This is a genomic window from Cupriavidus sp. CP313 (genome assembly GCF_054072015.1).
The window spans coordinates 94,459-116,606 of sequence record NZ_JBSVZB010000013.1 but is presented as its reverse complement, the minus strand read 5'-3'; the positions used below and the strand labels follow the sequence as shown (position 1 = coordinate 116,606).

The following is a 22,148-nucleotide window of genomic DNA, read 5'->3' as shown; positions in this document are numbered from 1 at the left end:
GCGTAGTGCCGTGCCATCGACTGCAATCCACCATGCCATGACCCCAGACCTCAGCCACGAGATCACCCTGAGCCCCGCCTTCCACGACCTCGACCCGATGGACGTGGTGTGGCACGGCAACTATGTGCGCTACCTGGAGCAGGCGCGCTGCGCGCTGCTGGCGCGCTTTGGCTACGACTATCCCGCCATGCGCGATTCCGGCTATGCCTGGCCGGTGGTCGACCTGCGCCTGCGCTATGTGCGCCCGCTGATCTACGGCCAGGCCGTGACCGTGCGCGCGACCATCGTCGAGTGGGAGAACCGGCTCAAGATCGACTACATGCTGCGCGATGCTGCGACCGGCGAGCGCCTGTCCAAGGGCTATTCGGTGCAGGTGGCAGTGGACATGCGCAACGGCGAGATGTGCTACGAGTGTCCGCCAGTGCTGTGGGAGCGGCTGGGGGTGCAGCCGTGAAGCGCCGCACCTTGCTGGGCGCCATTGCGGTGGTCGCCTGCCTGCCGGCGCTGCCGGCACAAGGCGCCGATACGCTGGGCGCAATCGCGGCGCGGCTGGCTGATGCGCCGGTGATCCGCGGCCGCTTCGAACAGCAGCGCCAGCTGGCCGGCTTTACCAATCCACTGGTGTCGCGCGGCGACTTCGTGCTGGCGCGCGAAGGCGGCCTCGCCTGGACCACGCGCGAGCCGATCGTGTCCAGCCTGCTGGTCACGCCCACGCAGCTGGTGGTGCGCGGCGCCGATGGCCAGGTGCAGCAGCGCCTAGCGGCCGACGCGCAGCCGGCCATGCGCGTGGTCGGCGAATCGATGATCGCGGTGCTGCGGGGCGACCTGTCGGCGCTGTCGGCGCGCTTTGCGATCGACGCGCGGCTGGCGGGCAAGGACGGCTGGGCGCTGACGCTGACGCCGACCGACAGCAGCATCCGCCGCGCCTTTGCGCGCATCGAACTCGCCGGCGACCGCTATGTGCGCAGCATCCGGCTGGAAGAGGCCGGCGGCGATGCTACCCGGATCCGCCTGATCGAGCCGGCGGCAGCGCCGCGCCTTTCCGCGGCGGAGGCCCAGCGCTTTGAGTGATTCGGCCAACCGCGCAGCCAACGGGGCCCGCGCCGCCGCGGGCATGGCGCCGCTTGCGCGCGTGCTGGCGTTTGCCTGGCTGGTGATCGTTGTCGGGCTGGCGCTGCACCAGACCAGCTTCTGGCGCAGCGCGCGCATCGATACCGATGTGATGGCGCTGTTGCCCGGCAGCGAGCGAACCGCCACCGCCGACCGCGTGCTGCGCCAGCTGGCCGACGGGGTCTCACGCGAGATCATCGTGCTGGTCGGCGCGCCCGACTGGCAGCAGGCCAAGACGGCCGCGCAGCGCTTCGGCCACGCCACCGGCGCGCATCCCGAGCTGCTGCGCCCGGTCGACAGGATCGCCGCGTTCGACTTCGATGCCGCGCTGGCGTTCTACCGGCCGTGGCGCGACCACCTGCTGACCGACAGCCAGCGCGCCCTGCTTGGCCAGGCTGATGCGGATACGCTGGCGCAGCAGGCGCTGGCGCGGCTCTACCAGTTCACTGCCGGCACCAGCCTGTCGGGCTGGTCCGCCGACCCGCTCGGGCTGTGGCAGGACTGGTGGCTGTCGCGCGCCGACCTGACCCGCGTGCGCGAGCGCGACGGCTTGCCGGCCTTCTCCGCCGAAGGCCTGCACTGGGTGCTGCTGACCTACCGCATCAACAAGCCCGCCTTCTCGGTCAGCGGCGATACCGATTATGGCGACCTGCTGGCGCGCGCAGACACCAGCGCGCGCGCCGCGCAGGACGCGGTTCGCGTGGTGATGGCAGGCATCCCGCTGCATGCGGAAGCCGCCGCGGCGCAGGCCAGCTTCGAGATGAACGTGATTGGCCTGGGCTCGCTGGCCGCGGTGCTGCTGCTGGTATGGCTGGCCTTCCGCTCGCTGCGCCCGATCGTGCTGGTGGCGCTGTCGCTCCTGATCGGCACCGCCGCGGCGATCTCCGTGACCGGCGTCGTGTTCGAGCGCGTGCACCTGATCACACTGGTATTCGGTGCCAGCCTGGTAGGCGTGGCCGAGGACTACGGCATCCACTACTTCGTGACCCGCCAGGCCGATGGCCGGCGCACGCCGGCAGGCGTGATGCGCCTGCTGCTGCCCGGCATGACGCTGGCGCTTTCCACCAGCGTAGTCGCCTACCTGGCGCTTGGCATCGCGCCGTTCCCGGGTCTGCGGCAGATGGCGCTGTTCTCCGCCGTGGGCCTGCTGGCCGCATTCCTGACCGTGGTGCTGTGGTTTCCGCTGCTCGACCGCGGCAGCCTGCGGCCCACGCGGCTGTCGGCGTGGCTGGCCGACAGCCTGGCACGCTGGCCGCGCGTGCGCGCCGACCGCCGCACGGTGCTGCTGGCGGCGGTGCTGGCAGCCTTTATCGTGCCTGGCCTGTTGCAGGTGAAGGTGGTCGACGACGTGCGCCAGCTGCAAAGCTCGCCGCCCGCGCTGATCGAGGCGCAACGCACCGCCGGCCGCCTGCTCGGCAGCCCCAGCCCCGCGCAGTTCCTGCTGGTGCGCGGCGCCTCCGCCGACCAGGTGCTGCAGCGCGAGGAAGCCGCCAAGGCGGCACTGGCGGGCATCGTGGCGCAGGGTAAACTGGGTGGCTTTGTCGCGCTGTCGGACTGGGTGCCCTCGGCGGCACGCCAGCGGGCCGATGCGGCACTGGCTGCGCCTCTGGAGGCACAGGTGCGTGAGCGCATCGCGCAGATGACGGGGTCATCTGGCACCCCTGCAACGCCCGGCATGGCAGGGGCGCAAGATGTACTGACCCTACAGGCGTGGCTCGCGCATCCTGTCTCGGATGCCTTGCGCCACCTCTGGCTGGGCCAGGACAAGGGCGGCAAGGACGGCAACTACGCCAGCGTGATGCTGCTGCGCGGCCTGGACGCCCCGAAGACCATGCCGAAGGTGCAGGCGGCCGTGGCCGGCGTGGCGGGAGTCGAATGGGTCGACCGGGTGGCGGACCTGTCGGGCTTGCTGCACCATTACCGCGTGCTGATGACGTGGCTGCTGCTGGCCGGCGCCGGCGCCGTCAGCGTGCTGCTGGCGTGGCGCTATGGCCGCGCCGCGTGGCGCGCGCTGGTGCCGACCTTGCTCGCGGCGCTGTTCAGCGTGGCGCTGCTGGGCTGGATGCAGGTGCCGCTGCAGTTGTTCCCGGTGCTGGCCCTGGCGCTGCTGCTGGGCGTCGGCGTCGACTATGGCATCTTCCTTCTGGAACACCCCGGCGATGGCGTATCGTGGACCGCGATCGTGCTGGGCGCGGCCAGCACCCTGCTGGCATTCGGCCTGCTGGCGCTGTCGTCCACGCCGGCGCTGCATGCGTTCGGCGTCACCATGCTGGCTGGCGTCGGCGCGGTCTGGATGCTGTCGCCGTGGTTCCGCCCGCCGGCACCGGCGGGCGATGCGCACGACAGGCACTGACCGCAAGGATTCGCGCCCCAAACCTGCAATCCCAAGAATCGGAGCTTGAATCATATGAAAACGGAAATCACGGACGTCGTCATCATCGGCGCAGGGCCAGCGGGCTCGGTCGCTGCCGGCTTGCTGCGCAAGCACGGGATTCCGGTGCTGGTGATCGAAAAAGAGACCTTCCCGCGCTTCTCGATCGGGGAAAGCCTATTGCCGCAGAGCATGGCCTATATCGAAGAAGCTGGCATGCTGCGCGCGGTGGTGGAAGCGGGCTTCCAGTACAAGAACGGCGCCGCCTTCTCGCGCGGCACGCAGCAGACCGCCTTCGACTTCCGCGAGAAGTTCTCGCCCGGTTGGGGCACCACCTACCAGGTGCAACGCGCGCGCTTTGACGACGTGCTGATCCGCGAGGCCGCGCGCCAGGGTGCCGAGGTGCGCTTCTCGCACCTGGTGGAAGACGTCGACGTCAGCGGTGCGAAGCCGGAAGTCACCGTGCGCGCGCCCGACGGCAGCCAGTACAAGGTGCGCGCCAGGTTCCTGCTCGATGCCTCAGGCTTCGGCCGCATCCTGCCGCGCCTGCTGCAGCTGGAAACGCCGTCGGGCTTTCCGGTGCGCAGCGCGATCTTCACGCACGTGGAAGACCGCATCCCCACCGGCACCTTCGACCGCAACAAGATCCTGATCAGCGTGCATCCGCAGCACCAGGATGTCTGGTACTGGACCATCCCGTTCTCCGACGGCCGTTGCTCGCAGGGCGTAGTGGCAGAGAAGGCGTTCCTGGACCGCTACACCGGCACAGAGACCGAGCGGCTGCAGGCGCTGGTGGCCGAAGAGCCTGGCCTGGCGAAGCTGCTGGCCAACGCGCAGTGGGACACCCCCGCGCGCCAGATCGCGGGCTATTCGGCCAACGTGAAATCGCTGTGGGGCAACGGCTACGCGCTGCTCGGCAACGCCGGCGAATTCCTGGACCCGGTGTTCTCGTCCGGCGTGACCATCGCCTTCAAGTCCGCCAGCCTGGCCGCGCAATGCCTGGTGCGCCAGCTCGCCGGCGAGGCCGTGGACTGGGAGCAGGACTTCGCGCGGCCGCTCAAGGCCGGCGTGGACTGCTTCCGCGTCTTTGTCGAAGCCTGGTATGAAGGCCGCTTCCAGCAGCTGATCTTCCATCCCAACGCCACGCCGGAAATCCGCAACATGATCTCGGCGATCCTGGCCGGCTACGCGTGGGACCGCGACAATCCCTTCGTCGCCGAACCGCGCCACCGGCTGGCGGTGCTGGAAGAATTCTGCAACGTCAGATGACCCGCGCCACCTTGTCCGCACTGGCATTGGCTGCTGCCCTGGCAGCGGGCTGTGCCTCGCCCGGCTCCGTTCCCGAACGCACGGTGCCGGGCGCCGGCGCCACCGCGCTGCTGCGCCTGCCGCCGGCATCGCTGCAGCGCGAGCTGAAGCTGCAGCAGCACCTCACTGTCGAGTTCACCGTGCTGGGCCGCACCGAGCGCCACGAACTGCTGGCGCTGCTCGAAGCCGATGCCGCGCACACGCGCCTGGCAGCCGTCGGCGGCGGGCAGGTGCTGGCGCGGCTGGACTGGGACGGCACCACGCTGCAGGTATCGCGCGCGCCCTGGGCGCCGGCCGAGCTGCAGCCCGAACGCATCCTGAGCGACCTGCAGCTGGCGCTGTGGCCGGCCGCGGCGATCCGCGCCGCCCTGCCCGCGGGCTGGAGCTTCGACGCGACGCCCACGCTGCGCCAGTTGCGCCAGGGCAGCGAAACCGTGGCGGAGATCCGCTTCCCGGATGCCGCCACCACGCTGTTCGTGCAGCACCGCGACGGCTACCGGCTGACCATCCGCAACTTGCCCGCCGAGGCGAACGTGAACGCAGGCGGTGCGGGATGACGGCATACCTGAATACCGTCGGCATCCGCTGCGCGCTCGGGCGCGGCCAGGACGCGGTGCGCGCAGCCATGTGGCAAGCCGGCGCACCGGCGGCCGGCGAAGTCACCGACCGCTACAGCCCGGGCCGTCCGCTGCTGCTCGGCACGGTCAGCGACCTTGCCGACGATGCCGTGCCCGCGCATGCCGATCCGCGCCATCGCAGCCGCAACAACGCCCTGCTGCTTGACGCGCTGGCCCAGGTGCGCCCGGCCGTGGACGCTGCCATCGCCCGCGTCGGCCCCGCCCGCGTGGCGGTGGTGCTGGGCACCAGCACCTCGGGCATGCGTGAAGCCGAGCTGGCGCTGCAGGCACTGGCAGGCGCCAGCGCGTTGCCGCCTGCCTACCACTACGGCCAGCAGGAACTCGGCTCGCCCGCCGGCTTTCTCGCCGCCACGATGGGTACGACCGGACCGGCATACACGATCTCGACCGCCTGTTCGTCCAGCGCGAAAGCGCTGGCGGCCGGCGCGCGGTTGCTGCGCCACGGGCTGGCGGACTTGGTCCTGGCTGGCGGCGTCGATACGCTGTGCGCCTTTACCGTGGCCGGCTTTTCCTCACTGGAATCGGTCAGCGCCGCGCGCTGCAACCCGCTGTCGGCCAACCGCAACGGCATCAACATCGGCGAAGGCGCAGCGCTGTTCCTGATGTCGCGCGAAGCCGGGCCGGTGCGCCTGGCCGGCTGGGGCGAATCGTCTGACGCCTACCACATGTCCGCGCCCGACCCGCAGGGCAAGGGCGCGCAACTGGCCATGCGGCAGGCCCTGGCCCGTGCCGGCATCGGCGCGCAGGTGATCGACTATGTCAACCTGCATGGCACCGCAACGCCGGCCAACGACGTGATGGAAGCCCATGCCGTGGCAGCGGTGCTGGGCCGCGAGGTGCCGGTCAGCTCCACCAAGCCGCTGACGGGCCACACGCTTGGCGCGGCCGGTGCCATCGAAGCCGCCCTGATGTGGCTGACGCTCGCCGGCAACCCGCACGGCCAGCTGCCGCCGCACTGGTGGGACGGCGTGGCCGATGCGGCGCTGCCGCCGCTGAATGTGGCCGGGCCGGGCAGCGCGCTTGGGCGCGCGCCGCGCCACCTGATGAGCCTGTCGTTTGCCTTTGGCGGCAGCAACGGCGTACTGGTGCTGGGGGAGGGCTAAGCATGCAAGACCTGGCTACCCTGCCACCCGTTGCCGACGTGGTGCCCCACGGCGGCGCCATGCTGCTGCTCGACGCGCTGGTGCATGCCGACGACGAAGGCTGCACGGCACGCGCCACGGTGCAGGCCGCGCAACTCTTCACCGATGCGGCCGGCATGCCCGGCTGGGTCGGCATCGAATACATGGCGCAGGCCATCGCCGCCTGGGCGGGCATGCGCGACCGGCGCGCCGGCCGCGCGCCCGGCATCGGCTTCCTGCTGGGCTCGCGCCGCTATGAGTGCGACGTGCCGGCTTTCCCCATCGGCAGCGAGCTGACCATCAGCGTGCACGCCGAACTGACCGGTGACAACGGCCTGGGCCAGTTTGCCTGCCGCCTGGCACTGGACGGCCGCGAGGTCGCCCGCGCCAATGTCTCCGTGTTCCAGCCTGCGGATGCGCAGGCCTTTCTGCAAGGACAACAGCCATGAGTAATCCGACCGTGCTGGTCACGGGTTCGTCGCGCGGCATCGGCCGCGCCATTGCCCTGCGGCTGGCCCGCGACGGCTATGACGTGGTGGTGCACTGCCGCTCGCGCCGCGACGAGGCCGACTCCGTTGCCGACGCGGTGCGCGCGTGCGGGCGCAAATCCCGCGTGCTGTGCTTCGACGTGGCCCGCCGTGAAGACGCCGCCAGCGCGCTGCTGGCCGATATTGCTGCGCATGGCTGCTACTACGGCGTGGTGTGCAACGCGGGCCTGGCGCGCGACGCGGCCTTCCCGGCCATGACCGGCGCTGAATGGGACGAGGTGGTGCATACCAACCTTGATGCCTTCTATAACGTGCTCAACCCGGTGGTGATGCCGATGGTGCAGCGCCGCCAGCCTGGCCGCATCGTCACGCTGTCGTCGGTGTCGGGGCTGGTGGGCAACCGCGGCCAGGCCAACTACAGCGCGGCCAAGGCCGGCATCATCGGCGCCACCAAGGCGCTGGCGATCGAACTGGCCAAGCGCGCGATCACCGTCAACTGCGTAGCGCCCGGCCTGATCGACACCGACATGGTCGAGCAGCACGTGCGCGACGAAGCGCTGCGCATGATCCCGGCGCGGCGCATGGGCACGCCCGACGAAGTCGCCGCCACCGTGGCCTTCCTGCTGTCGCCCGATGCGGGCTATATCACGCGCCAGGTGATTTCGGTCAACGGGGGCATGTTCGGATGAAGCGCGTCGTCATCACCGGAACCGGCGCGGTCTGCGCGCTGGGCAATGACTGGGCATCCGTGCGCAGCTTCCTGTCATCGGGGCGCAGCGCCGTGGTGCGCATGCCGGACTGGGAAGGCATCAAGGGCCTGAACACACTGCTGGGCGCGCCCGTGCCGCCGCTAACGCTGCCCGCGCACTACACGCGCAAGCGGACCCGCTCGATGGGCAAGGTGGCGCTGATGTCGGTGCTGGCCAGCGAGGCGGCCTTGCAGGACGCGGGCCTCATCGGCGACCCGCTGCTGGCCAGCGGCAGGCTTGGCATCGCCTACGGCTCGTCCACCGGCACGCCCGAGGCGGTCGCCGACTTCGGTCGCATGCGCAGCGAGCGCACCACCGAGGACATCAGCGCGACCACCTATATCCGCATGATGCCCCACACCACGGCGGTCAATATCGGCGTGTTCTTCGGCATCACCGGCCGCATCGTGACCACCTCGAGCGCCTGCACCTCGGGCAGCCAGGGCATCGGCTACGCCTATGAGGCCATCCGCAGCGGCCGCCAGGTGGCAATGCTGGCGGGCGGCGCGGAAGAGCTCGACGCCACCGAGGCGGCGGTGTTCGACACGCTCTTTGCCACCAGCACCTGCAACGACACCCCGCAGGCCACCCCGCGCCCCTTCGACAGCGGGCGCGACGGCCTGGTGCTGGGCGAAGGCGCGGGCACGCTGGTGCTGGAGGAACTGGGGCACGCCCAGGCGCGCGGCGCGCGCATCCTGGCCGAGATCGTCGGCTTCGGCACCAACAGCGACGGCGCGCACGTGACCCAGCCCAAGGCCGAAACCATGGCCGTGGCGATGTGCCTGGCGCTGGAAGACGCAGGCCTGGAGCCATCCAGCATCGGCTACGTCAACGCGCACGGCACCGCCACCGACCACGGCGACGTGGCCGAGTCGCACGCCACGCATGCCGTGTTCGGCCCCGCCATGCCAGTCAGCTCGCTCAAGAGCTACATGGGCCATACGCTGGGCGCATGCGGCGCGCTCGAAGCCTGGATGAGCATCGAGATGATGCGCGACGGCTGGTTTGCGCCCACGCTGAACCTGAGCAGCCCCGACCCGCGCTGCGCGCCCCTCGACTACATCATGCAGACCCCGCGCGAGCTGGCGGTGGACTACGTGATGAGCAACAACTTCGCTTTTGGCGGCATCAACACATCGCTGGTGTTCCGCCGTTGGGAAGACTGAAGTCCTTTTTAGATTGCCAACCGCATATCAACCAGAAGAAGGAAGGTCTATGAAGCCCGTTCTCTCCGCCGTCGCCCTGACGATCTGCGCCAGCGCCCTGCTCTCCACCCCCGCGCTCGCCCGCGACACCAAGTACATGCTGCCGCTGCAGGAAGTGCTCAACATGCCGGAAGCCAAGGAAAAGCTCGACGATTCCTTCCGCTTCTACCTGGCCGGGCAGAAGACACCGAAGGTGCTGGAGCGCCTGGAGTCGGACGTCTCCAACCGCAAGACCAACGGCGTGGGCAAGAGCGACGAGGACGGCTGCCGGTGGGCCGCGCTGTCGGCGCTGATCGCGCTGCAGGACACGGCCAAGTCCAAGGGCGCCAATGCCGTCATCGACATCGTAAGCTACTACAAGAAGAATGAGGTCACGAGCGCGACCGACTATGAATGCCACGCCGGTGCGGTGGTGGTGGGCGTGGCGCTGAAGGGCACCTACGCCAAGATCGCGCAGTAATGGCAACCTGGCTGCGCCTTGGATGCGTGACGGCGCTTGCCACGCAGGCACCCGACGCGCAGTCGTGGATGTCTGAAGGCGAGCACGCGCGCCTGGCTGCGATGCAGGCAACCCGGCGGCGCACGCAGTTCGTGGCGGGCCGCTGGCTGGCCCGCACGCTGCTGGCCGAAGCTTTCGGCGGCACCTGGCAAGACTGGACGCTGACGGATGGCGCGGATGCGCCGCCCGAGGTTTGCGGCCCGGTGCCGGCCCGCCTGTCGATCTCGCACAGCGGTGACCGGATCGCCTGCGCCGTGGGCAGCAACGCCCTTGGCCTCGATCTCGAACCCGTGCGGCCACGCAAGGGCCTCGACGCACTCTATGGTGCGATCACCACCGAGGCCGAGCGCGCCACGCTTGCCAGCCACGTGACGCCAGCGGATACCATGCACCAGTTTGCGCATGCCTGGACGCTGAAGGAAGCCGGGCTCAAGCTGTACGGCGGCGGCCTGTTCGCCACCTTGCTGGGTCATGCGCTAACGCTCGATGGGTCGTGCGCGCAGCGCGCCAACGCCTGTACCTGGCTGCATGACGGCCATGTGCTGGCGCTCTGCGCCACCGACTTTCGGACCTTGACCACACCGGAGATGCCCACCGCCCCGCGCTACTGGCGGCTGGTGCCGAGCGGCTCCGCTGCCATCAACCATGCCTGAATCGATGTCTGAACACGTTGCGCCGGTTGGCGCATGCTACGCCAGGGTGACCCGATGAACGGGGTCAGCATTTTCTTCCTGCAGGCGATGCTGGTGGTCGCGCTGCCCTACCTGCTGTGGCGTGGTGCCGGCCTGCGGTCGGTGTTTCCGCTGGTCGGCGTGCAGGTGCTGGCCGGCATCGTGCTGGGGCCGTCGGTGTTCGGGCAGCTGGCGCCGCAGGGCTGGACCGCGCTGTTCGGGCCCGAGCGCCTGCCGATGCTGTCCGGCCTGCAGTGGCTGGCGGTGACGCTGTTCTGCTTCCTGACCGGCCTGCACCTGCGCGAAGACAGCGTGCCCGCGCACTGGCGCGCGACCCTGCAGATCTCGCTGGGCAGCATTGCGGCGCCGTTCGCGCTGGGGGCCGCTGCCGGCTGGTGGATGACCACGGCCGGCTGGCCGGTCGCCGGGGAACTGGCCAGCCCCTACTGGTTTGCCTGCGCCATGGGGATCTGCACCGCCGTCACGGCGCTGCCGGTGCTGGGTGCGCTGCTGCGCGAGATGCGCCTGACCGGCACCCACCTGGGCCAGCTGGCCTTGCGCTGCGCGGCCGTCAACGATGCCTGGGTGTGGCTGTTCCTGACACTGGTGCTGCTGCAGCATGGCGGCCAGGATGGCGCCAGCGCCCTCACCGTGGCGGCCCGCGCCGGTGCCTACCTGGCGTTCATGTTCCTGGCGGTGCGCCCCGCTCTGGCATGGCTGCTGCGCCGCCGCGCGCCGGAAACAGAAATGCTGCTGGCCATGGCACTGTTCCTGGTGCTGGCCTCGGCATTCCTGGGAGAACTGGCCGGGCTGCACCATGTGATGGGCGGCTTCGTCGCCGGGCTGGTATGGCCCGCACGCGAAGCGCAGCGTGTGCGCCAGCAGCTCGAACCGGTCACGGTGGTGGTGCTGCTGCCCTTCTTCTTCCTTGCCGCCGGGCTGCGCACCGAGATCTCGCTGGACAACCCGATGACGCTGCTGATCGCAGCGCTGTCACTGGCCATCGCGATCACCGGCAAGATGGCCGGCGTCGCGCTGCCTGCGCGCCTCGCGGGCATGGGCTGGCGCGAATCGCTGGCACTGGGCACGCTGCTGCAGACCAAGGGCCTGGTCGAGGTGGTGGTGCTGACCGTGCTGCTGGACGCGCGCATCATCAGCACCGCGGCGTTTTCCGGGCTGCTGCTGATGGCGCTGGCCAGCACGCTGCTGGCGCGGCCGTTGACGATGCTGGTGGCGCGGGGCCGGTTGCATTGAGCGCCAGCCGGCCGCTCACACCGGGGTCAACCCCGGCAACCCCGCAATCGCCTGCGCCAGGTAGTCCAGCAACACCCGCACCCGCGCCCTGACCTTGCCCGTCAGTCCCGGTCCGGCGCACCCGGTGGGAAGAGCGGGCGGTAAGGCCGCGCCTCGTCCACCGCGCGCGCGAACGATGGCCGCGCCAGCAGCCGGTTGCGATAGGCGCGCACGTTGCCGCACGCATCGGGGATGGGATGCACCCAGTCCGCATAGAACAGCGACGGCGCGGCGGCGCAGTCGGCCAGCGTAAAGGCGCTACCCGAGGCCCATTCCCGCCCCGCCAGCATTGGCTCAAGCCAGGCATAGGCCGAGTCAAGCAGCTTGCGCGCCTCGGCCACGCCATAGGCATCGCGGTGCTCCGCCGGGCGCAGGTAGTCGGCCACGATGCGCTGCATCGGCGTCATCACGTACTGGTCGAAGAAGCGGTCGAGCATGCGCACTTCCAGCGCGGCGTCGGGCGACTCCTGCAGCCAGCGCACGGGGCCGCGGTGATGCTGATCCAGGTATTCGACGATGATGCTGGACTCGAACACCGTGCGGCTGCCGTCCACCAGCACCGGCATGCGCTTGAGCGGCCACAGCCTGGAGTGCTCGGCCATGTTCTGCGTGTGCTCGGGGGACAGCATGCGGAACTCGAAGGGGATGGCGTTCTCGTACAGCGCAACGAGGACCTTCTGGCAATAGGACGAAAACGGGTGGGCGTATAGCTCCATCGTGGTCTCCGGTGGTGATCTTCGGTGGTGGTCGGCGCGCGACTACCGCTGCGCCGCAAAGCGATCGGTCGCAGCAATCAGCTGGTCCATGATGCCCGGCTCGGTCCATGCATGGCCGGCGCCTTCGATCAGGTGGAATTCGGCCGTGGGCCACGCCTGGTGCAGCGCATAGGCATAGCGCACCGGGCACGGCATGTCATAGCGGCCGTGCACGATCACGCCGGGGATGTCGGCCAGCTTGTGCGCGTCGCGCAGCAGCTGCCCGTCTTCCAGCCAGCAGCGGTGCGTGAAGTAGTGGTTCTCCAGCCGCGCGAACGCCAGCGCGAAGTGCCCGTCGTCATGCTTGGCGCTGTTGTCGGCGTCCGGCAGCAGCGTGATGGTCTCGCCTTCCCAAACGCTCCATGCGCGCGCCGCTTCCACCTGCTGGTCCTGGTCGTCACCGGTCAGCAGCTTGCGGTACGCGGCCATCATGTTGCCGCGCTCGGCCTCGGGCACCGGCGCCTGGAAGCGCGCCCACTTGTCGGGAAACATCTCGGACACGCCGTATTGGTAATACCAATCCAGCTCCGCCTGCGACACCGTGTAGATGCCACGCAGCACCAGTTCGCTGACGCGCTGCGGGTGCTTCTGCGCATAGGCCAGCGCCAGCGTCGAGCCCCATGAGCCGCCGAACACCAGCCAGCGCTCGACGCCGGCCAGATCGCGCAAGCGCTCGATATCGTCGACCAGGTGCCAGGTGGTATTGGCCTCCAGCCCCGCATGCGGCGTCGAACGCCCGCAGCCGCGCTGGTCGAACAGCAGCACGTCATAGCGCGCCGGATCGAACAGCCGCCGGTGCTCCGCCGAAATGCCACCGCCCGGCCCGCCATGCAGGAACACCGCCGGCTTGGCACCGGGCGTGCCGACGCGCTCGTAGGAGATGACATGCCCCTCACCGACATCCAGCGTGCCGGTTTCATAGGGCTCGATTTCAGGATAGAGGGTGCGCAGGGCAGGCATGGATACGGGTCTCCGGAGATCGGGAGCCACAGTGTACGCCGGAGGGAATCGCCTTGCCGCAGGGGGCAGGCTGGCGCGCTATACGCGCTCGAGCACGCGATGCGGTGGCGGCGGCAGGCTGACCGAGATGGCATAGCCAGGACGCACCACGCCGCCAGTGACCACGACGCCCATGACGCCAGCCTTGCGGATCAGCGTGCCGTCCTCGGCCCGCCCCAGCACCTGCGTCAGCAAACCCGGCCGGAAGGCTTCGATCTGCCCGCAGGGGTTGCGCAGGCCTGTCAGTTCGACCATGGCGCTCGCGCCAAGCTGCAACCGCGTGCCGACGGGCAACGCATGCAGGTCCAGGCCTTGCGTGGTGATGTTCTCGCCCAGGTCGGCAGGTCCGATGTCGAAACCGGCGCGGGCCAGTTCGGCATGGAGCTCCGCGCCGATCAAGTGGTCCTGGCGCAGGTTGGGCTGCGTGGGATCCACGCGAACCCGTGAGCGGTGCTTGACGGTCTGGCCGGCATGGGCGTCGCCTTCTATGCCCAGCCCCGCAATCAGCCGGATCTCGTTACGCAATTGCTTAGAGAAATCATGCGTTGCTGCGTAAGCAACGGCAAGGACAATGGCCGGTGTGGTCACTCGATTCTCGCGCGCGACAGGTCGATATCAACCAGTAGCCAGACACCACCCTCGTACTGCCGACTATCAACCCAGCGTTGCACGTCGGACGGTGCGGGGGATCGGTTCGCCATCGGCGAAGTGCGCTTCTACGGCCTCCTGGACTTTGGCGGGAATGTCCGACCAATCGTCGGCAGCGGAGAAGCAGCCCGGGAAATCGGGCAAGGTGATGCCGTGCGCGCGGGTCGCGTCACCGGGCTCGATATGGACGGGATATAGCATGGGCAATCACCTGGCGACATGCAAGCCTTGCTCAGAATTGTGTAACTCTACAGTAGCCCAGCCCTTAACCGGCGAACGTCGCCTTCACCCAGTCCCTCAGCAGCCGCGTGGCGGGACGCTCCGCGGCGCGCCAGGCTGACGGCATCGCCCCGCGCTAGCGCTGCGCGTGATCCCTGCGCCAGTTGGCCGGCGCCATCCCGAACTGCGCCGAAAACCACCGGGTAAACGAACTGGCCGATCCATACCCCAGCAACTGCGACACCCGCAGCAGCGAATAGCGCGGATTCTCCACGTACCGTCGCGCCAGTTCGCGCCGCACGTCGTTCAGGATGTCAGTGAAGGTTTCGCCCGCGTCGTCGAGCTGGCGCTGCATGGTGCGCAGGCTCAGGCCCAGGCCTTCCGCGACGGCTTCACAGGTGGCGCGGCCCATCGGCAGCATCAGGTAGATGGCGGCGCGCACTTCATGGCCGATGGATTGCGGGTTGGCGCGGGGCAGCGTATCGATGAACTGCTGCGCGTAGCGCGCCATGACCGGGTCCGCCGTCGGGTTCGGCGCGTCGAGGTCGGCCGCGCGGCAGATGATGCCATTGCAGTCCGCGTTGAACTCCAGCGGGCAACCGAACAGGCGGCGATGGGTGCGCAGGTCGGCCGGCGCCGCATGCGTGAAGCTCACGGCGATCGGCTGCCAGCGCGGGCCCAGCAGCAGCGCGCACATGCGGAATACGACGCCGATGGCCAGCTCGGTGGCCTGCCGCGAGGGCGCTTCGCTAAGCACTTCCTGCCGGATGACCACCGCGCTGCCGGCATCCTCGAGCAACAGCGCCACCGAGTCATTGACCAGGTGCCGGTAGCGGATGGTGGTGGCCAACGCGGCACGCAGCGTGGGTTGCTGGCTGATCAGCAGGCTCATCACGCCAAAATCCGACAGCTGGCGCGACTCCGCCATGCGCAGCCCGAAGGTCGGGCAGGCCGAGGCCTGCGCGGCGGCTTCCAGCAGCGCCACGCAGGCGCTGACCGGGACGCGCTGGTCGGGATCGTCCAGCCAGGCCCGCCGCAACCGCGCCTGGCGCAGCAACGGCTGCGGGTCCAGACCGAGGTCGCGCGAAACCTCGAGGAAGTTGGTCAGTGCGGCAGCACGTATCAGGGTTTCCAAGCCAGCATTGCCTTGCGATGCGTTGTCCGTTGCCGGCGGGCAGCCTGCCCGCCGCAGCAGCGATCATAGGGCCGCGTGGCATGAAATGCAAAGTCATCGGTAGCCAATGCAAAGCCGGCCGGGGCGGCAATCTCTACAGTTCCCTGCATCTGCAGCATGTTCTGCACCAACGAAACTCCAGGAGACAAGACCATGGCAAACGTTGTCCGTATGTACGAGACCGGCGGCCCCGAAGTGCTGCGCTACGAACACATGGAAGTGGGCGAGCCGGGGCCGGGACAGGTCCGCATCCGCCACGTGGCAGTGGGGCTGAACTACGCCGACACCTACTTCCGCAACGGCACCTATCCCGTGCCCCTGCCCAGCGGCATGGGCGTGGAAGCCGCCGGCGTGGTGGTATCCGTCGGCCCGGACGTGACCAACGTGGCGGCGGGCGACCGCGTCACCTACACCGGCTTCGTCAACACGCTGGGCGCCTACAGCACCGAGCGCCTGGTGCCGGCTGCGCCGCTGATCCGCCTGCCGGAGAGCATTGCCTTCGAAACTGCCGCGGCCATGACCATGCGCGGGCTGACCTCGGCCTACCTGATGCGCCGCATCTATCCGTTCAGCCAGGGCGACACCATCCTGCTGCACGCTGCGGCGGGCGGGGTCGGGCTGATCGTGTCGCAGTGGGCCAAGCTGCTGGGCCTGACCGTGATCGGCACGGTGTCCACTGAAGCCAAGGCCGAAGTGGCGCGCGCGCACGGCTGCGACCACATCATCCAGTACACCCGCGAAGACGTGGCCAAGCGCGTGCGCGAGCTGACCGATGGCGTGGGGGTCTCGGTGGTGTTCGACAGCGTCGGCAAGACCACCTTCATGGCGTCGCTGGATTCGCTCAAGCGGCGCGGCACCATGGTGTGCGTGGGCACCGCGTCGGGCCCGATTCCGCCGTTCGACCCGGTGCTGCTGGCAATGAAGGGCTCGCTGTTCCTGACGCGCCCGGCGCTGGCCGACTACATCGCCGACCCGGCGGAGAAGCAAGCGCTGGCGGGCGAGCTGTTCGACCACGTGGGCGCGGGCCGCATCCGCATCGGCATCAACCAGCGCTATGCGCTGGAAGATGCGGTGCAGGCGCACCAGGACCTGGAGGCGCGCCGCACCACCGGCTCGTCGATCTTCGTCATCTGAGATCAACAACAGAGGAGACAACACCATGCATGCAGAACCCCTGACCTGCACCATCGGCGCCGAACTGAGCGGCGTCAGCCTGGCCGATGCATCACGCGACGCCGGCCTGTTCGCCGAGATCAAGGCGCTGTTGCTGCAATACAAGGTGCTGTTCCTGCGCGACCAGGACATCACCCGCGCCGAACACGTTGCCTTTGCCCGCCGCTTCGGCGAACTGGAAGACCACCCGGTGGTGGGCAGCGACCCGGAACACCCGGGCCTGGTGCAGATCTACAAGTCGCCCGAAAGCAAGGTCGAGCACTACGAGAACTCCTTCCATTGCGACGCCACCTGGCGCCAGGCGCCGCCGATGGGCTGCGTGCTGCGCTGCGTGGAAACGCCGGCAGTGGGCGGCGACACCATATGGGTGAACATGGGCGAGGCGTACCGGCGCCTGCCGCAGGACATCAAGGCCCGCATTGAAGGCCTGCGCGCCAAGCACAGCATCGAACACACCTTCGGCGCCAATATGCCGCCGGAGAAGCGTGCCGCGCTGGCGGCGCAGTTCCCGATGGTGGAGCATCCCGTGGTGCGCACCCACCCGGAGACGGGCGAGAAGGTCCTGTTCGTCAACGCCTTCACCTCGCACTTTGCCAACTACCACCGCGACGATGTGGTCCGCTTCGGCAAGGATTTCATGCCCGGCGCGGGCGATCTGCTGCATTACCTGTGCGCGCAGGCGGAGGTCCCGGAGTACCAGGTGCGCTGGCGCTGGAAGAAGAACAGCGTGGCGATCTGGGACAACCGCTGCACCCAGCATTACGCGGTGCAGGACTATGCGCCCACGGTGCGCAAGATGGAACGCGCCGGCATCATCGGCGACGTGCCGTTCTGACGGAGACAGACATGCAACCAAACCTTGTGCCTGCGGCGCCGCAGGCCTACGCCTATCCTTTGCTCGTCAGGCAGCTGCTGCTCAATTCGCTGTCGCTCCACGGCGACCAGCAGATCACGTACCGCGGGCAGCTGCGCCATAGCTATCGCGAATTCCGCCAGCGCGTCGGCCGGCTGGCTTCCGCGCTGGCCGCGCAGGGGGTAGCGCACGGCACCACCGTGGCGGTGATGGACTGGGACAGCCACCGCTACCTGGAATGCTATTTCGGCGTGCCGATGATGGGCGCGACGCTGTTCACGGTCAACGTGCGGCTGTCGGCGCAGCAGATCCTGTACACGCTGAACGATTCCGGCGCCGAGGTGGTGCTGCTCCATCCGGACTTCCTGCCGGTGATGGAAGAGATTCGCGGCCAGCTGACCAGCGTGCGCAGCTTTGTCCTGCTGGCCGACGGCCAGCACGTGTCGCCGACATCACTGCCATTCTGCGGCGAGTACGAGACGCTGCTGCGCGCGGCCTCGCCCGACTTCGACTTCCCCGAATTCGACGAGAACACCCGCGCCGCCACCTTCTATACGACGGGCACCACAGGCGATCCCAAGGGCGTGTGCTACAGCCATCGCGACATCGTGCTGCATGCGCTGGCCTCCGCCACCAGCCTGTGCGCGCCGCGCGAAGGGCAGCGCCTGCACCGGGAAGACGTCTACATGCCGATCACGCCGATGTTCCACGTGCTCGCCTGGGGCATCCCGTATGTCGCGGTCATGCTCGGGCTGCGCATCGTGCTGCCGGGGCGCTATGCGCCGGACATGCTGCTGCAGTTGCGCGAGACCGAGCGGGTCACGTTCTCGCACTGCGTGCCGACCTTGCTGCAGATGCTGTTGCAGGCGGCGCAGGCAAGCGGCCAGGACTTGTCGGGCTGGAAGCTCATCATCGGCGGCTCGGCGCTGCCGCCGGCGTTGTGCGAGGCTGCCCTCGAGCGCGGCATGGATGTGTTTGCCGGCTATGGCATGTCGGAGACCGGCCCCATCGTCGCGCTGGCCCAGTTGCCGCCAGGCGACGCGCATCGAGATCATGAGACCGAAGTGCGCATGCGCTGCTCGACGGGCCGGCCGGTGGCGATGGTGGACTTCCGCCTGGTGGACGAGTCCATGCACGACGTGCCGCGCGACGGCCGGGCGCGCGGCGAGATCGTGCTGCGCGCGCCGTTCCTGACAAAGGCATACCACGGCAAGCCCGAGGCATCGGCCGAGCTGTGGGCCGGCGGCTACCTGCATACGCAGGACATCGCGGTAATGGGCGACGACGGCTTCGTGCAGATCGTCGACCGGATCAAGGACGTGATCAAGACCGGCGGCGAATGGGTCTCGTCGATCGAGGTCGAGAGCCTGGTCACGCAGGTGCCGGGCGTGCAGGAGTGCGCGGTCATCGGTGTGCCCGACGCCCGGTGGGGCGAGCGGCCGATGGCATTCGTGGTGCGCAAGCCAGGTGCAACGGTGACCGCGGATGCGATTCGTACGTCGCTGCTGGCGCGCGTCGAGGCCAACCGGCTCAGCAAGTATGCGGTGCCGGAATCTGAGCGGATCCTGTTTGTCGACGAGATCCCGAAGACCAGCGTCGGCAAGATCGACAAGAAGCGCTTGCGCAGCACCGGCGCCTGAGCCGGCAGCAAGAAGAAGAAAGGGCAGCCTCGGATGAGGCTGCCCTTTTGCGTTGCCGGGAACTAACTCAGGGCTGGATATTGAACGCCTTGACGATGCCGGCATTGCGCTCGAACTCCGCGCGCACTGATTCGCTCAGTTGCGGCAGGGGCTGCGCCGGCAGCGGCTCATAGCCGAGCGCCTCCATGCGGTCACGCACCTTGGCAGAAGCCGCGGCCTTGTAGGCAGCCGCGTGGATCTTCTCGGCCAGTTCGGGCGACAGCTTTGACGACGCAATCACGCCCACCCAGTTGCTGAACTCCATGTCCGGGTAACCCATTTCCGCAAAGGTCGGCACCTGCGGCAGCAGCGCCGAGCGGCTCTTCGACGCCACGGCATAGACCTGCACCTTGCCGGCGCGGATCATCGGCAGCGAGGTCACCATGCCGTCGTACATCACGGCAATCTGATTGCCCATCACCTGCGTCAGCGCCGGCGCGGAACCGGCAAAGGGCACATGCTGCAAGTCCAGCCCGGCCTTCTGGTTCATGATCATGCCGGCGTAGTGCGAAGCGGTGCCGGCGCTGTACGAGGCAAAGCTGAGCTTGCCCGGATTGGCCCGGGCATAGCTGACCAGGCCCTTCAGGTCCTTGGCCGGCAGGCCAGGCGCGCCAATCATCACCATGCGCGAACGCGCCACGGCGGCGATGGGCCTGACGTCTTTCAGCGGGTCGAACGGCTGCTTGAGCACATGCGGGATCTCGGTCAGCACATTGCTGGCGGTGACCATGATGGTCTGGCCATCAGCAGGCGCGGCCAGCATGGTGGTGATGGCAATGCCACCGCCGGCGCCCGGCTTGTTGTCGACCACCACGGGGTGGCCAAGGTCCGCCGACAACTGGTCGGCCAGCAGGCGGGCGAGCACGTCCATGGTGCCGCCCGCGGGGGCGGGCACCAGCATCCGGACCGGCTTGCTGGTCCAGGCCATGGCAGCGGGGGCCGCCAGCGCCAGGCCGGCCGCCACGGCGGCGATGCGCAGCAGGAATGAAGGGTGGGTGGGCATGTTGTCTCCGTTATGTAGTATGGATCTTCTGTCCAGCATTGCCCGGCGCGGCGTCACCGGGCGGTGAGCGCGATGCCAGGCGGGGGTGGGGAAGCGGGAGCCGCGCGGGCCAGCGCCCGGAGCATTGCCTCCAGCAAGGCACGCGGCGGCCTGGCGCCGGCGATCGGCGGCGCACCGTTGATCACGAAGCGCGGCACGCCCAGGCCGGGATTGGGTAGCGGCACCTCCTCGCCATGCAGCGGCGGCAGCCACGCCAGGTCTTGCGCAGTGGCTGGCGCCACCGCTTGCGGCATCGGCATGCCACAGGCGATCGCTGCCGCGTGCAGCACGCGCGGATTGCCGAGGTCCTCACCGCGCAGGAAGTAGCCTTCAAACAATCGGTCGATCAGCGCGGATGCGGCCGCTTCGCCACCAGCCTGGCGCGCGTACCGGATCAGGCGATGCGCAAGCACGGTGTTGGGCAGCACTTCGATGCGGTCGGGTTGCAGCGTGATGCCGGCCTCGCGCGCCGCGGCGCATACCTGCGCCTGCCGCAGCGCCACGGCTTCGGCGCTGCCAAGCCGCGCGAGGCTGAACTTGCGATAGGGGATGCCGGCCGGCGGCAGCGTCGGAAACAGGAGACAGCTGCGCCATTCGACCGTGACCGCTACATCGGGCCGTTCCTTGGCCAGCTGCGCCAGCGCTGTTTCAAGATGGCGCTTGCCGATCATGCACCAGGGGCAGACCAGGTCGAACCCGACCTGGATGAAGAGGGAGGCGGCCTGGTTCATGGCAGAGAGCCCGTAGCGGCACGCTGCCCGCGGCGGGTCGGCGCCGCCGCCAGCACTTGCATGCGTTCTGCCTCGCTCATCTGCGCCCAGCGGCCGATCTCCAGCCGTGTCCTGGCACAGCCCTGGCAATAGCGGTTGGCGAGGTCCATGCGGCAGATGTTGATGCAGGGATTGATAAGGGCGTCAGGGTGATGCATCACGGACTCCGGTAGTGCATAGGGCCGGCCGGTATGCCGGCCCTGCGGCCAGCGTCAGGCCGCCGCGCGCAGCGGCAGGTTCTTCTGCCCCGTCTTGCGGTTAGGCGCCATGCCATTGGCTTCCAGCGTGGCGTCGGCGCTGTCGTACCAGGTGCCGATGCGGTAGATCTCGCGGGCTTCCTTGCCCGATGCGATCTCGCGGCCCAGTTCATGCGCCACGCGCACGCACTGCTCGATCTGCTGCACCGAGGTCATGCGGTTGCCGTGCTGGTCGATGATGGTGTCTTCGATGCCGCAGCGCGGGTGCAGGCCCATCGCCATCGCCATCATGTTGAACGGCAGCACGTTCTTCAGCAGCGACTCGGCGGTCAGCGTGCAGCCGTCCGGAGTGCGGTGCACGAAGTTGAAGAAGTTGAACGGGTTGGGGCCATCAAAGCCGCCGCCGATGCCGATCCAGGTCAGGTTCAGCGGGCCGGTGTAGACGCCGGCGCGCACCAGCCGCTCCAGCGTTTCCAGCGCGTGGATGCCGGTCAGCTGGAAATGCGGCTGGATGCCCGAGGCCTGCAGCCGGCGCAGGTGCTCTTCCACCCAGCCCGGGCCGGCCGGCACGGTCATTTCGCGATAGGCGGCCTGGTAGGCCGGATGTTCCAGCGAGGTGCCCTTCAGGTATTCCGGATAGAGCAACTCCATGATGTTCATCTGCGTGGTGTTGATCGCCACGGTCACCTGGTCGGGCTTGGGCTCCAGCTCCGCCAGCATGTGGCGGGTGTCGTCGGACAGCCACTTGGCCGCCTGGCCGTCGTCTTCCGGCGCAAACGAGATCGAGCCGCCGACCTGGATGATCATGTCCGGCACCGCGGCGCGCACGCCGGCGATCAGCTCGTTGAACTTGGACAGGCGCTTGGAGCCCTTGCCGTCGAGCTCGCGCACATGCAGGTGCAGCACCGTGGCGCCGGCGTTGTAGCAATCTACGGCCTTCTGGACCTGCTCTTCCATGGTGACGGGGATGTCTTCGGGGAAGTCCTGCGGCATCCATTCCGGGCCATAGGGCGCAACGGTGATCACCACCTTGTCCATGTTTTCGGGGTGCAGGGAATCGTCAAGGAATTGCATGGATGGCTCCGGTTGGTTAGTGCTTGAAGTATCGGCGAACGAGTTGGCGCGATTTGACGATCCGGGACATCCGATTTACATTTCGGGACACTCAGGGAAAGCACGGAATCCG

The 22,148-nt window shown here is 68.6% G+C and carries 25 protein-coding genes; 15 read left to right on the top strand and 10 right to left on the bottom strand.

Features of this window, described 5'->3' with window-relative positions:
- Nucleotides 1-37: 37 nt before the first annotated feature.
- The 12 genes from ACW4E8_RS18940 to ACW4E8_RS18885 are packed head-to-tail and all read left to right on the top strand — an operon-like array spanning nt 38 to nt 11,414.
- Nucleotides 38-454, top strand: coding sequence for an acyl-CoA thioesterase (locus tag ACW4E8_RS18940; RefSeq protein ID WP_456805925.1), 417 nt, complete (start codon nt 38-40; stop codon nt 452-454).
- Nucleotides 451-1,071 carry a LolA family protein gene (locus ACW4E8_RS18935; RefSeq protein WP_456805924.1) on the top strand — a complete coding sequence of 207 codons (621 nt, stop codon included), beginning with the start codon at nt 451-453 and terminating at the stop codon, nt 1,069-1,071. The genes ACW4E8_RS18940 and ACW4E8_RS18935 overlap by 4 nt, the downstream gene beginning before the upstream one ends.
- On the top strand, nt 1,064-3,463 hold the full coding sequence (locus tag ACW4E8_RS18930; RefSeq protein ID WP_456805923.1) for an MMPL family transporter: 2,400 nt from the start codon (nt 1,064-1,066) through the stop codon (nt 3,461-3,463). The genes ACW4E8_RS18935 and ACW4E8_RS18930 overlap by 8 nt, the downstream gene beginning before the upstream one ends.
- Before the next feature lie 54 nt (nt 3,464-3,517).
- The gene (locus ACW4E8_RS18925) at nt 3,518-4,750 is read left to right on the top strand and encodes an NAD(P)/FAD-dependent oxidoreductase (RefSeq protein WP_456805922.1); all 1,233 of its coding nucleotides are present in this window, start codon (nt 3,518-3,520) and stop codon (nt 4,748-4,750) included.
- Nucleotides 4,747-5,346: a DUF3261 domain-containing protein gene (locus ACW4E8_RS18920; protein WP_456805921.1), complete on the top strand. Its 600-nt coding sequence runs from the start codon at nt 4,747-4,749 to the stop codon at nt 5,344-5,346. The genes ACW4E8_RS18925 and ACW4E8_RS18920 overlap by 4 nt, the downstream gene beginning before the upstream one ends.
- Nucleotides 5,343-6,530 carry a beta-ketoacyl-ACP synthase gene (locus ACW4E8_RS18915; RefSeq protein WP_456805920.1) on the top strand — a complete coding sequence of 396 codons (1,188 nt, stop codon included), beginning with the start codon at nt 5,343-5,345 and terminating at the stop codon, nt 6,528-6,530. Before ACW4E8_RS18920 ends, ACW4E8_RS18915 begins: the two co-directional genes overlap by 4 nt.
- Nucleotides 6,531-6,532: 2 nt before the next feature.
- Nucleotides 6,533-6,997 (top strand): ApeP family dehydratase, encoded by a 465-nt coding sequence (locus ACW4E8_RS18910; RefSeq protein WP_456805919.1) that lies wholly within the window; start codon nt 6,533-6,535, stop codon nt 6,995-6,997.
- A complete protein-coding gene (gene fabG, locus ACW4E8_RS18905) occupies nt 6,994-7,725 on the top strand; it encodes a 3-oxoacyl-ACP reductase FabG (RefSeq protein WP_456805918.1) in 732 nt (243 codons plus the stop codon). Before ACW4E8_RS18910 ends, fabG begins: the two co-directional genes overlap by 4 nt.
- Nucleotides 7,722-8,951 carry a beta-ketoacyl-ACP synthase gene (locus ACW4E8_RS18900; protein WP_456805917.1) on the top strand — a complete coding sequence of 410 codons (1,230 nt, stop codon included), beginning with the start codon at nt 7,722-7,724 and terminating at the stop codon, nt 8,949-8,951. Before fabG ends, ACW4E8_RS18900 begins: the two co-directional genes overlap by 4 nt.
- A 49-nt stretch (nt 8,952-9,000) precedes the next feature.
- Nucleotides 9,001-9,450 carry an excinuclease ATPase subunit gene (locus ACW4E8_RS18895; RefSeq protein WP_456805916.1) on the top strand — a complete coding sequence of 150 codons (450 nt, stop codon included), beginning with the start codon at nt 9,001-9,003 and terminating at the stop codon, nt 9,448-9,450.
- A complete protein-coding gene (locus ACW4E8_RS18890; RefSeq protein ID WP_456805915.1) occupies nt 9,450-10,142 on the top strand; it encodes a 4'-phosphopantetheinyl transferase family protein in 693 nt (230 codons plus the stop codon). Before ACW4E8_RS18895 ends, ACW4E8_RS18890 begins: the two co-directional genes overlap by 1 nt.
- A 33-nt stretch (nt 10,143-10,175) precedes the next feature.
- Nucleotides 10,176-11,414: a cation:proton antiporter gene (locus tag ACW4E8_RS18885; RefSeq protein WP_456805914.1), complete on the top strand. Its 1,239-nt coding sequence runs from the start codon at nt 10,176-10,178 to the stop codon at nt 11,412-11,414.
- Between the two features lie 101 nt (nt 11,415-11,515).
- Here ACW4E8_RS18885 and ACW4E8_RS18880 read toward each other — a convergent pair whose 3' ends face one another.
- From ACW4E8_RS18880 to ACW4E8_RS18855, 6 genes are all read right to left on the bottom strand, one after another.
- A complete protein-coding gene (locus ACW4E8_RS18880) occupies nt 11,516-12,169 on the bottom strand; it encodes a glutathione S-transferase family protein (RefSeq protein WP_456805913.1) in 654 nt (217 codons plus the stop codon).
- 42 nt (nt 12,170-12,211) lie between these two features.
- Complete coding sequence (gene pip / locus ACW4E8_RS18875; protein ID WP_456805912.1) at nt 12,212-13,168, bottom strand: prolyl aminopeptidase; 957 nt, start codon at nt 13,166-13,168, stop codon at nt 12,212-12,214.
- A gap of 78 nt (nt 13,169-13,246) precedes the next feature.
- Nucleotides 13,247-13,795, bottom strand: coding sequence for an MOSC domain-containing protein (locus tag ACW4E8_RS18870; protein WP_456805911.1), 549 nt, complete (start codon nt 13,793-13,795; stop codon nt 13,247-13,249).
- A 66-nt stretch (nt 13,796-13,861) separates the two neighbouring features.
- Nucleotides 13,862-14,056, bottom strand: coding sequence for a type II toxin-antitoxin system HicB family antitoxin (locus ACW4E8_RS18865; protein ID WP_456805910.1), 195 nt, complete (start codon nt 14,054-14,056; stop codon nt 13,862-13,864).
- 154 nt (nt 14,057-14,210) lie between these two features.
- Nucleotides 14,211-15,209, bottom strand: a complete 999-nt coding sequence (locus tag ACW4E8_RS18860) for an AraC family transcriptional regulator (RefSeq protein WP_456805909.1) — start codon at nt 15,207-15,209, stop codon at nt 14,211-14,213.
- Nucleotides 15,197-15,376 carry a hypothetical protein gene (locus ACW4E8_RS18855; RefSeq protein ID WP_456805908.1) on the bottom strand — a complete coding sequence of 60 codons (180 nt, stop codon included), beginning with the start codon at nt 15,374-15,376 and terminating at the stop codon, nt 15,197-15,199. Before ACW4E8_RS18855 ends, ACW4E8_RS18860 begins: the two co-directional genes overlap by 13 nt.
- Nucleotides 15,377-15,401: 25 nt before the next feature.
- Between ACW4E8_RS18855 and ACW4E8_RS18850 the strand changes: the two genes are divergently transcribed.
- The 3 genes from ACW4E8_RS18850 to ACW4E8_RS18840 are packed head-to-tail and all read left to right on the top strand — an operon-like array spanning nt 15,402 to nt 18,914.
- Nucleotides 15,402-16,382, top strand: coding sequence for a quinone oxidoreductase family protein (locus tag ACW4E8_RS18850; RefSeq protein WP_456805907.1), 981 nt, complete (start codon nt 15,402-15,404; stop codon nt 16,380-16,382).
- 25 nt (nt 16,383-16,407) lie between these two features.
- Nucleotides 16,408-17,256 carry a TauD/TfdA dioxygenase family protein gene (locus tag ACW4E8_RS18845; protein ID WP_456805906.1) on the top strand — a complete coding sequence of 283 codons (849 nt, stop codon included), beginning with the start codon at nt 16,408-16,410 and terminating at the stop codon, nt 17,254-17,256.
- An 11-nt stretch (nt 17,257-17,267) separates the two neighbouring features.
- Nucleotides 17,268-18,914, top strand: a complete 1,647-nt coding sequence (locus ACW4E8_RS18840) for a fatty acid--CoA ligase (RefSeq protein ID WP_456805905.1) — start codon at nt 17,268-17,270, stop codon at nt 18,912-18,914.
- Nucleotides 18,915-18,981: 67 nt separating this feature from the next.
- On the opposite strand, the gene ACW4E8_RS18835 is transcribed toward ACW4E8_RS18840, so the two are convergent.
- Genes ACW4E8_RS18835 through ACW4E8_RS18820 form a run of 4 tightly spaced genes read right to left on the bottom strand, consistent with a single transcriptional unit; the run spans nt 18,982 to nt 22,036 of the window.
- Nucleotides 18,982-19,956 (bottom strand): Bug family tripartite tricarboxylate transporter substrate binding protein, encoded by a 975-nt coding sequence (locus ACW4E8_RS18835; protein ID WP_456805904.1) that lies wholly within the window; start codon nt 19,954-19,956, stop codon nt 18,982-18,984.
- Between the two features lie 53 nt (nt 19,957-20,009).
- Nucleotides 20,010-20,726: a DsbA family oxidoreductase gene (locus tag ACW4E8_RS18830; RefSeq protein WP_456805903.1), complete on the bottom strand. Its 717-nt coding sequence runs from the start codon at nt 20,724-20,726 to the stop codon at nt 20,010-20,012.
- Complete coding sequence (locus tag ACW4E8_RS18825) at nt 20,723-20,923, bottom strand: DUF1289 domain-containing protein (protein WP_456805902.1); 201 nt, start codon at nt 20,921-20,923, stop codon at nt 20,723-20,725. Before ACW4E8_RS18825 ends, ACW4E8_RS18830 begins: the two co-directional genes overlap by 4 nt.
- A 54-nt stretch (nt 20,924-20,977) precedes the next feature.
- Nucleotides 20,978-22,036 carry a 3-keto-5-aminohexanoate cleavage protein gene (locus tag ACW4E8_RS18820; protein WP_456805901.1) on the bottom strand — a complete coding sequence of 353 codons (1,059 nt, stop codon included), beginning with the start codon at nt 22,034-22,036 and terminating at the stop codon, nt 20,978-20,980.
- Nucleotides 22,037-22,148 lie beyond the last annotated feature (112 nt).

Coding starts and splice junctions, on each gene's coding strand:
- ACW4E8_RS18940 (WP_456805925.1), top strand. CDS start 38: ATGACCCCAGACCTCAGCCACGAGATCACCCTGAGCCCCGCCTTCCAC.
- ACW4E8_RS18925 (WP_456805922.1), top strand. CDS start 3,518: ATGAAAACGGAAATCACGGACGTCGTCATCATCGGCGCAGGGCCAGCG.
- ACW4E8_RS18920 (WP_456805921.1), top strand. CDS start 4,747: ATGACCCGCGCCACCTTGTCCGCACTGGCATTGGCTGCTGCCCTGGCA.
- ACW4E8_RS18915 (WP_456805920.1), top strand. CDS start 5,343: ATGACGGCATACCTGAATACCGTCGGCATCCGCTGCGCGCTCGGGCGC.
- ACW4E8_RS18910 (WP_456805919.1), top strand. CDS start 6,533: ATGCAAGACCTGGCTACCCTGCCACCCGTTGCCGACGTGGTGCCCCAC.
- fabG (WP_456805918.1), top strand. CDS start 6,994: ATGAGTAATCCGACCGTGCTGGTCACGGGTTCGTCGCGCGGCATCGGC.
- ACW4E8_RS18900 (WP_456805917.1), top strand. CDS start 7,722: ATGAAGCGCGTCGTCATCACCGGAACCGGCGCGGTCTGCGCGCTGGGC.
- ACW4E8_RS18895 (WP_456805916.1), top strand. CDS start 9,001: ATGAAGCCCGTTCTCTCCGCCGTCGCCCTGACGATCTGCGCCAGCGCC.
- ACW4E8_RS18890 (WP_456805915.1), top strand. CDS start 9,450: ATGGCAACCTGGCTGCGCCTTGGATGCGTGACGGCGCTTGCCACGCAG.
- ACW4E8_RS18885 (WP_456805914.1), top strand. CDS start 10,176: ATGCTACGCCAGGGTGACCCGATGAACGGGGTCAGCATTTTCTTCCTG.
- ACW4E8_RS18880 (WP_456805913.1), bottom strand. CDS start 12,169: ATGGAGCTATACGCCCACCCGTTTTCGTCCTATTGCCAGAAGGTCCTC.
- pip (WP_456805912.1), bottom strand. CDS start 13,168: ATGCCTGCCCTGCGCACCCTCTATCCTGAAATCGAGCCCTATGAAACC.
- ACW4E8_RS18865 (WP_456805910.1), bottom strand. CDS start 14,056: ATGCTATATCCCGTCCATATCGAGCCCGGTGACGCGACCCGCGCGCAC.
- ACW4E8_RS18850 (WP_456805907.1), top strand. CDS start 15,402: ATGGCAAACGTTGTCCGTATGTACGAGACCGGCGGCCCCGAAGTGCTG.
- ACW4E8_RS18845 (WP_456805906.1), top strand. CDS start 16,408: ATGCATGCAGAACCCCTGACCTGCACCATCGGCGCCGAACTGAGCGGC.
- ACW4E8_RS18840 (WP_456805905.1), top strand. CDS start 17,268: ATGCAACCAAACCTTGTGCCTGCGGCGCCGCAGGCCTACGCCTATCCT.
- ACW4E8_RS18835 (WP_456805904.1), bottom strand. CDS start 19,956: ATGCCCACCCACCCTTCATTCCTGCTGCGCATCGCCGCCGTGGCGGCC.
- ACW4E8_RS18830 (WP_456805903.1), bottom strand. CDS start 20,726: ATGAACCAGGCCGCCTCCCTCTTCATCCAGGTCGGGTTCGACCTGGTC.
- ACW4E8_RS18825 (WP_456805902.1), bottom strand. CDS start 20,923: ATGCATCACCCTGACGCCCTTATCAATCCCTGCATCAACATCTGCCGC.
- ACW4E8_RS18820 (WP_456805901.1), bottom strand. CDS start 22,036: ATGCAATTCCTTGACGATTCCCTGCACCCCGAAAACATGGACAAGGTG.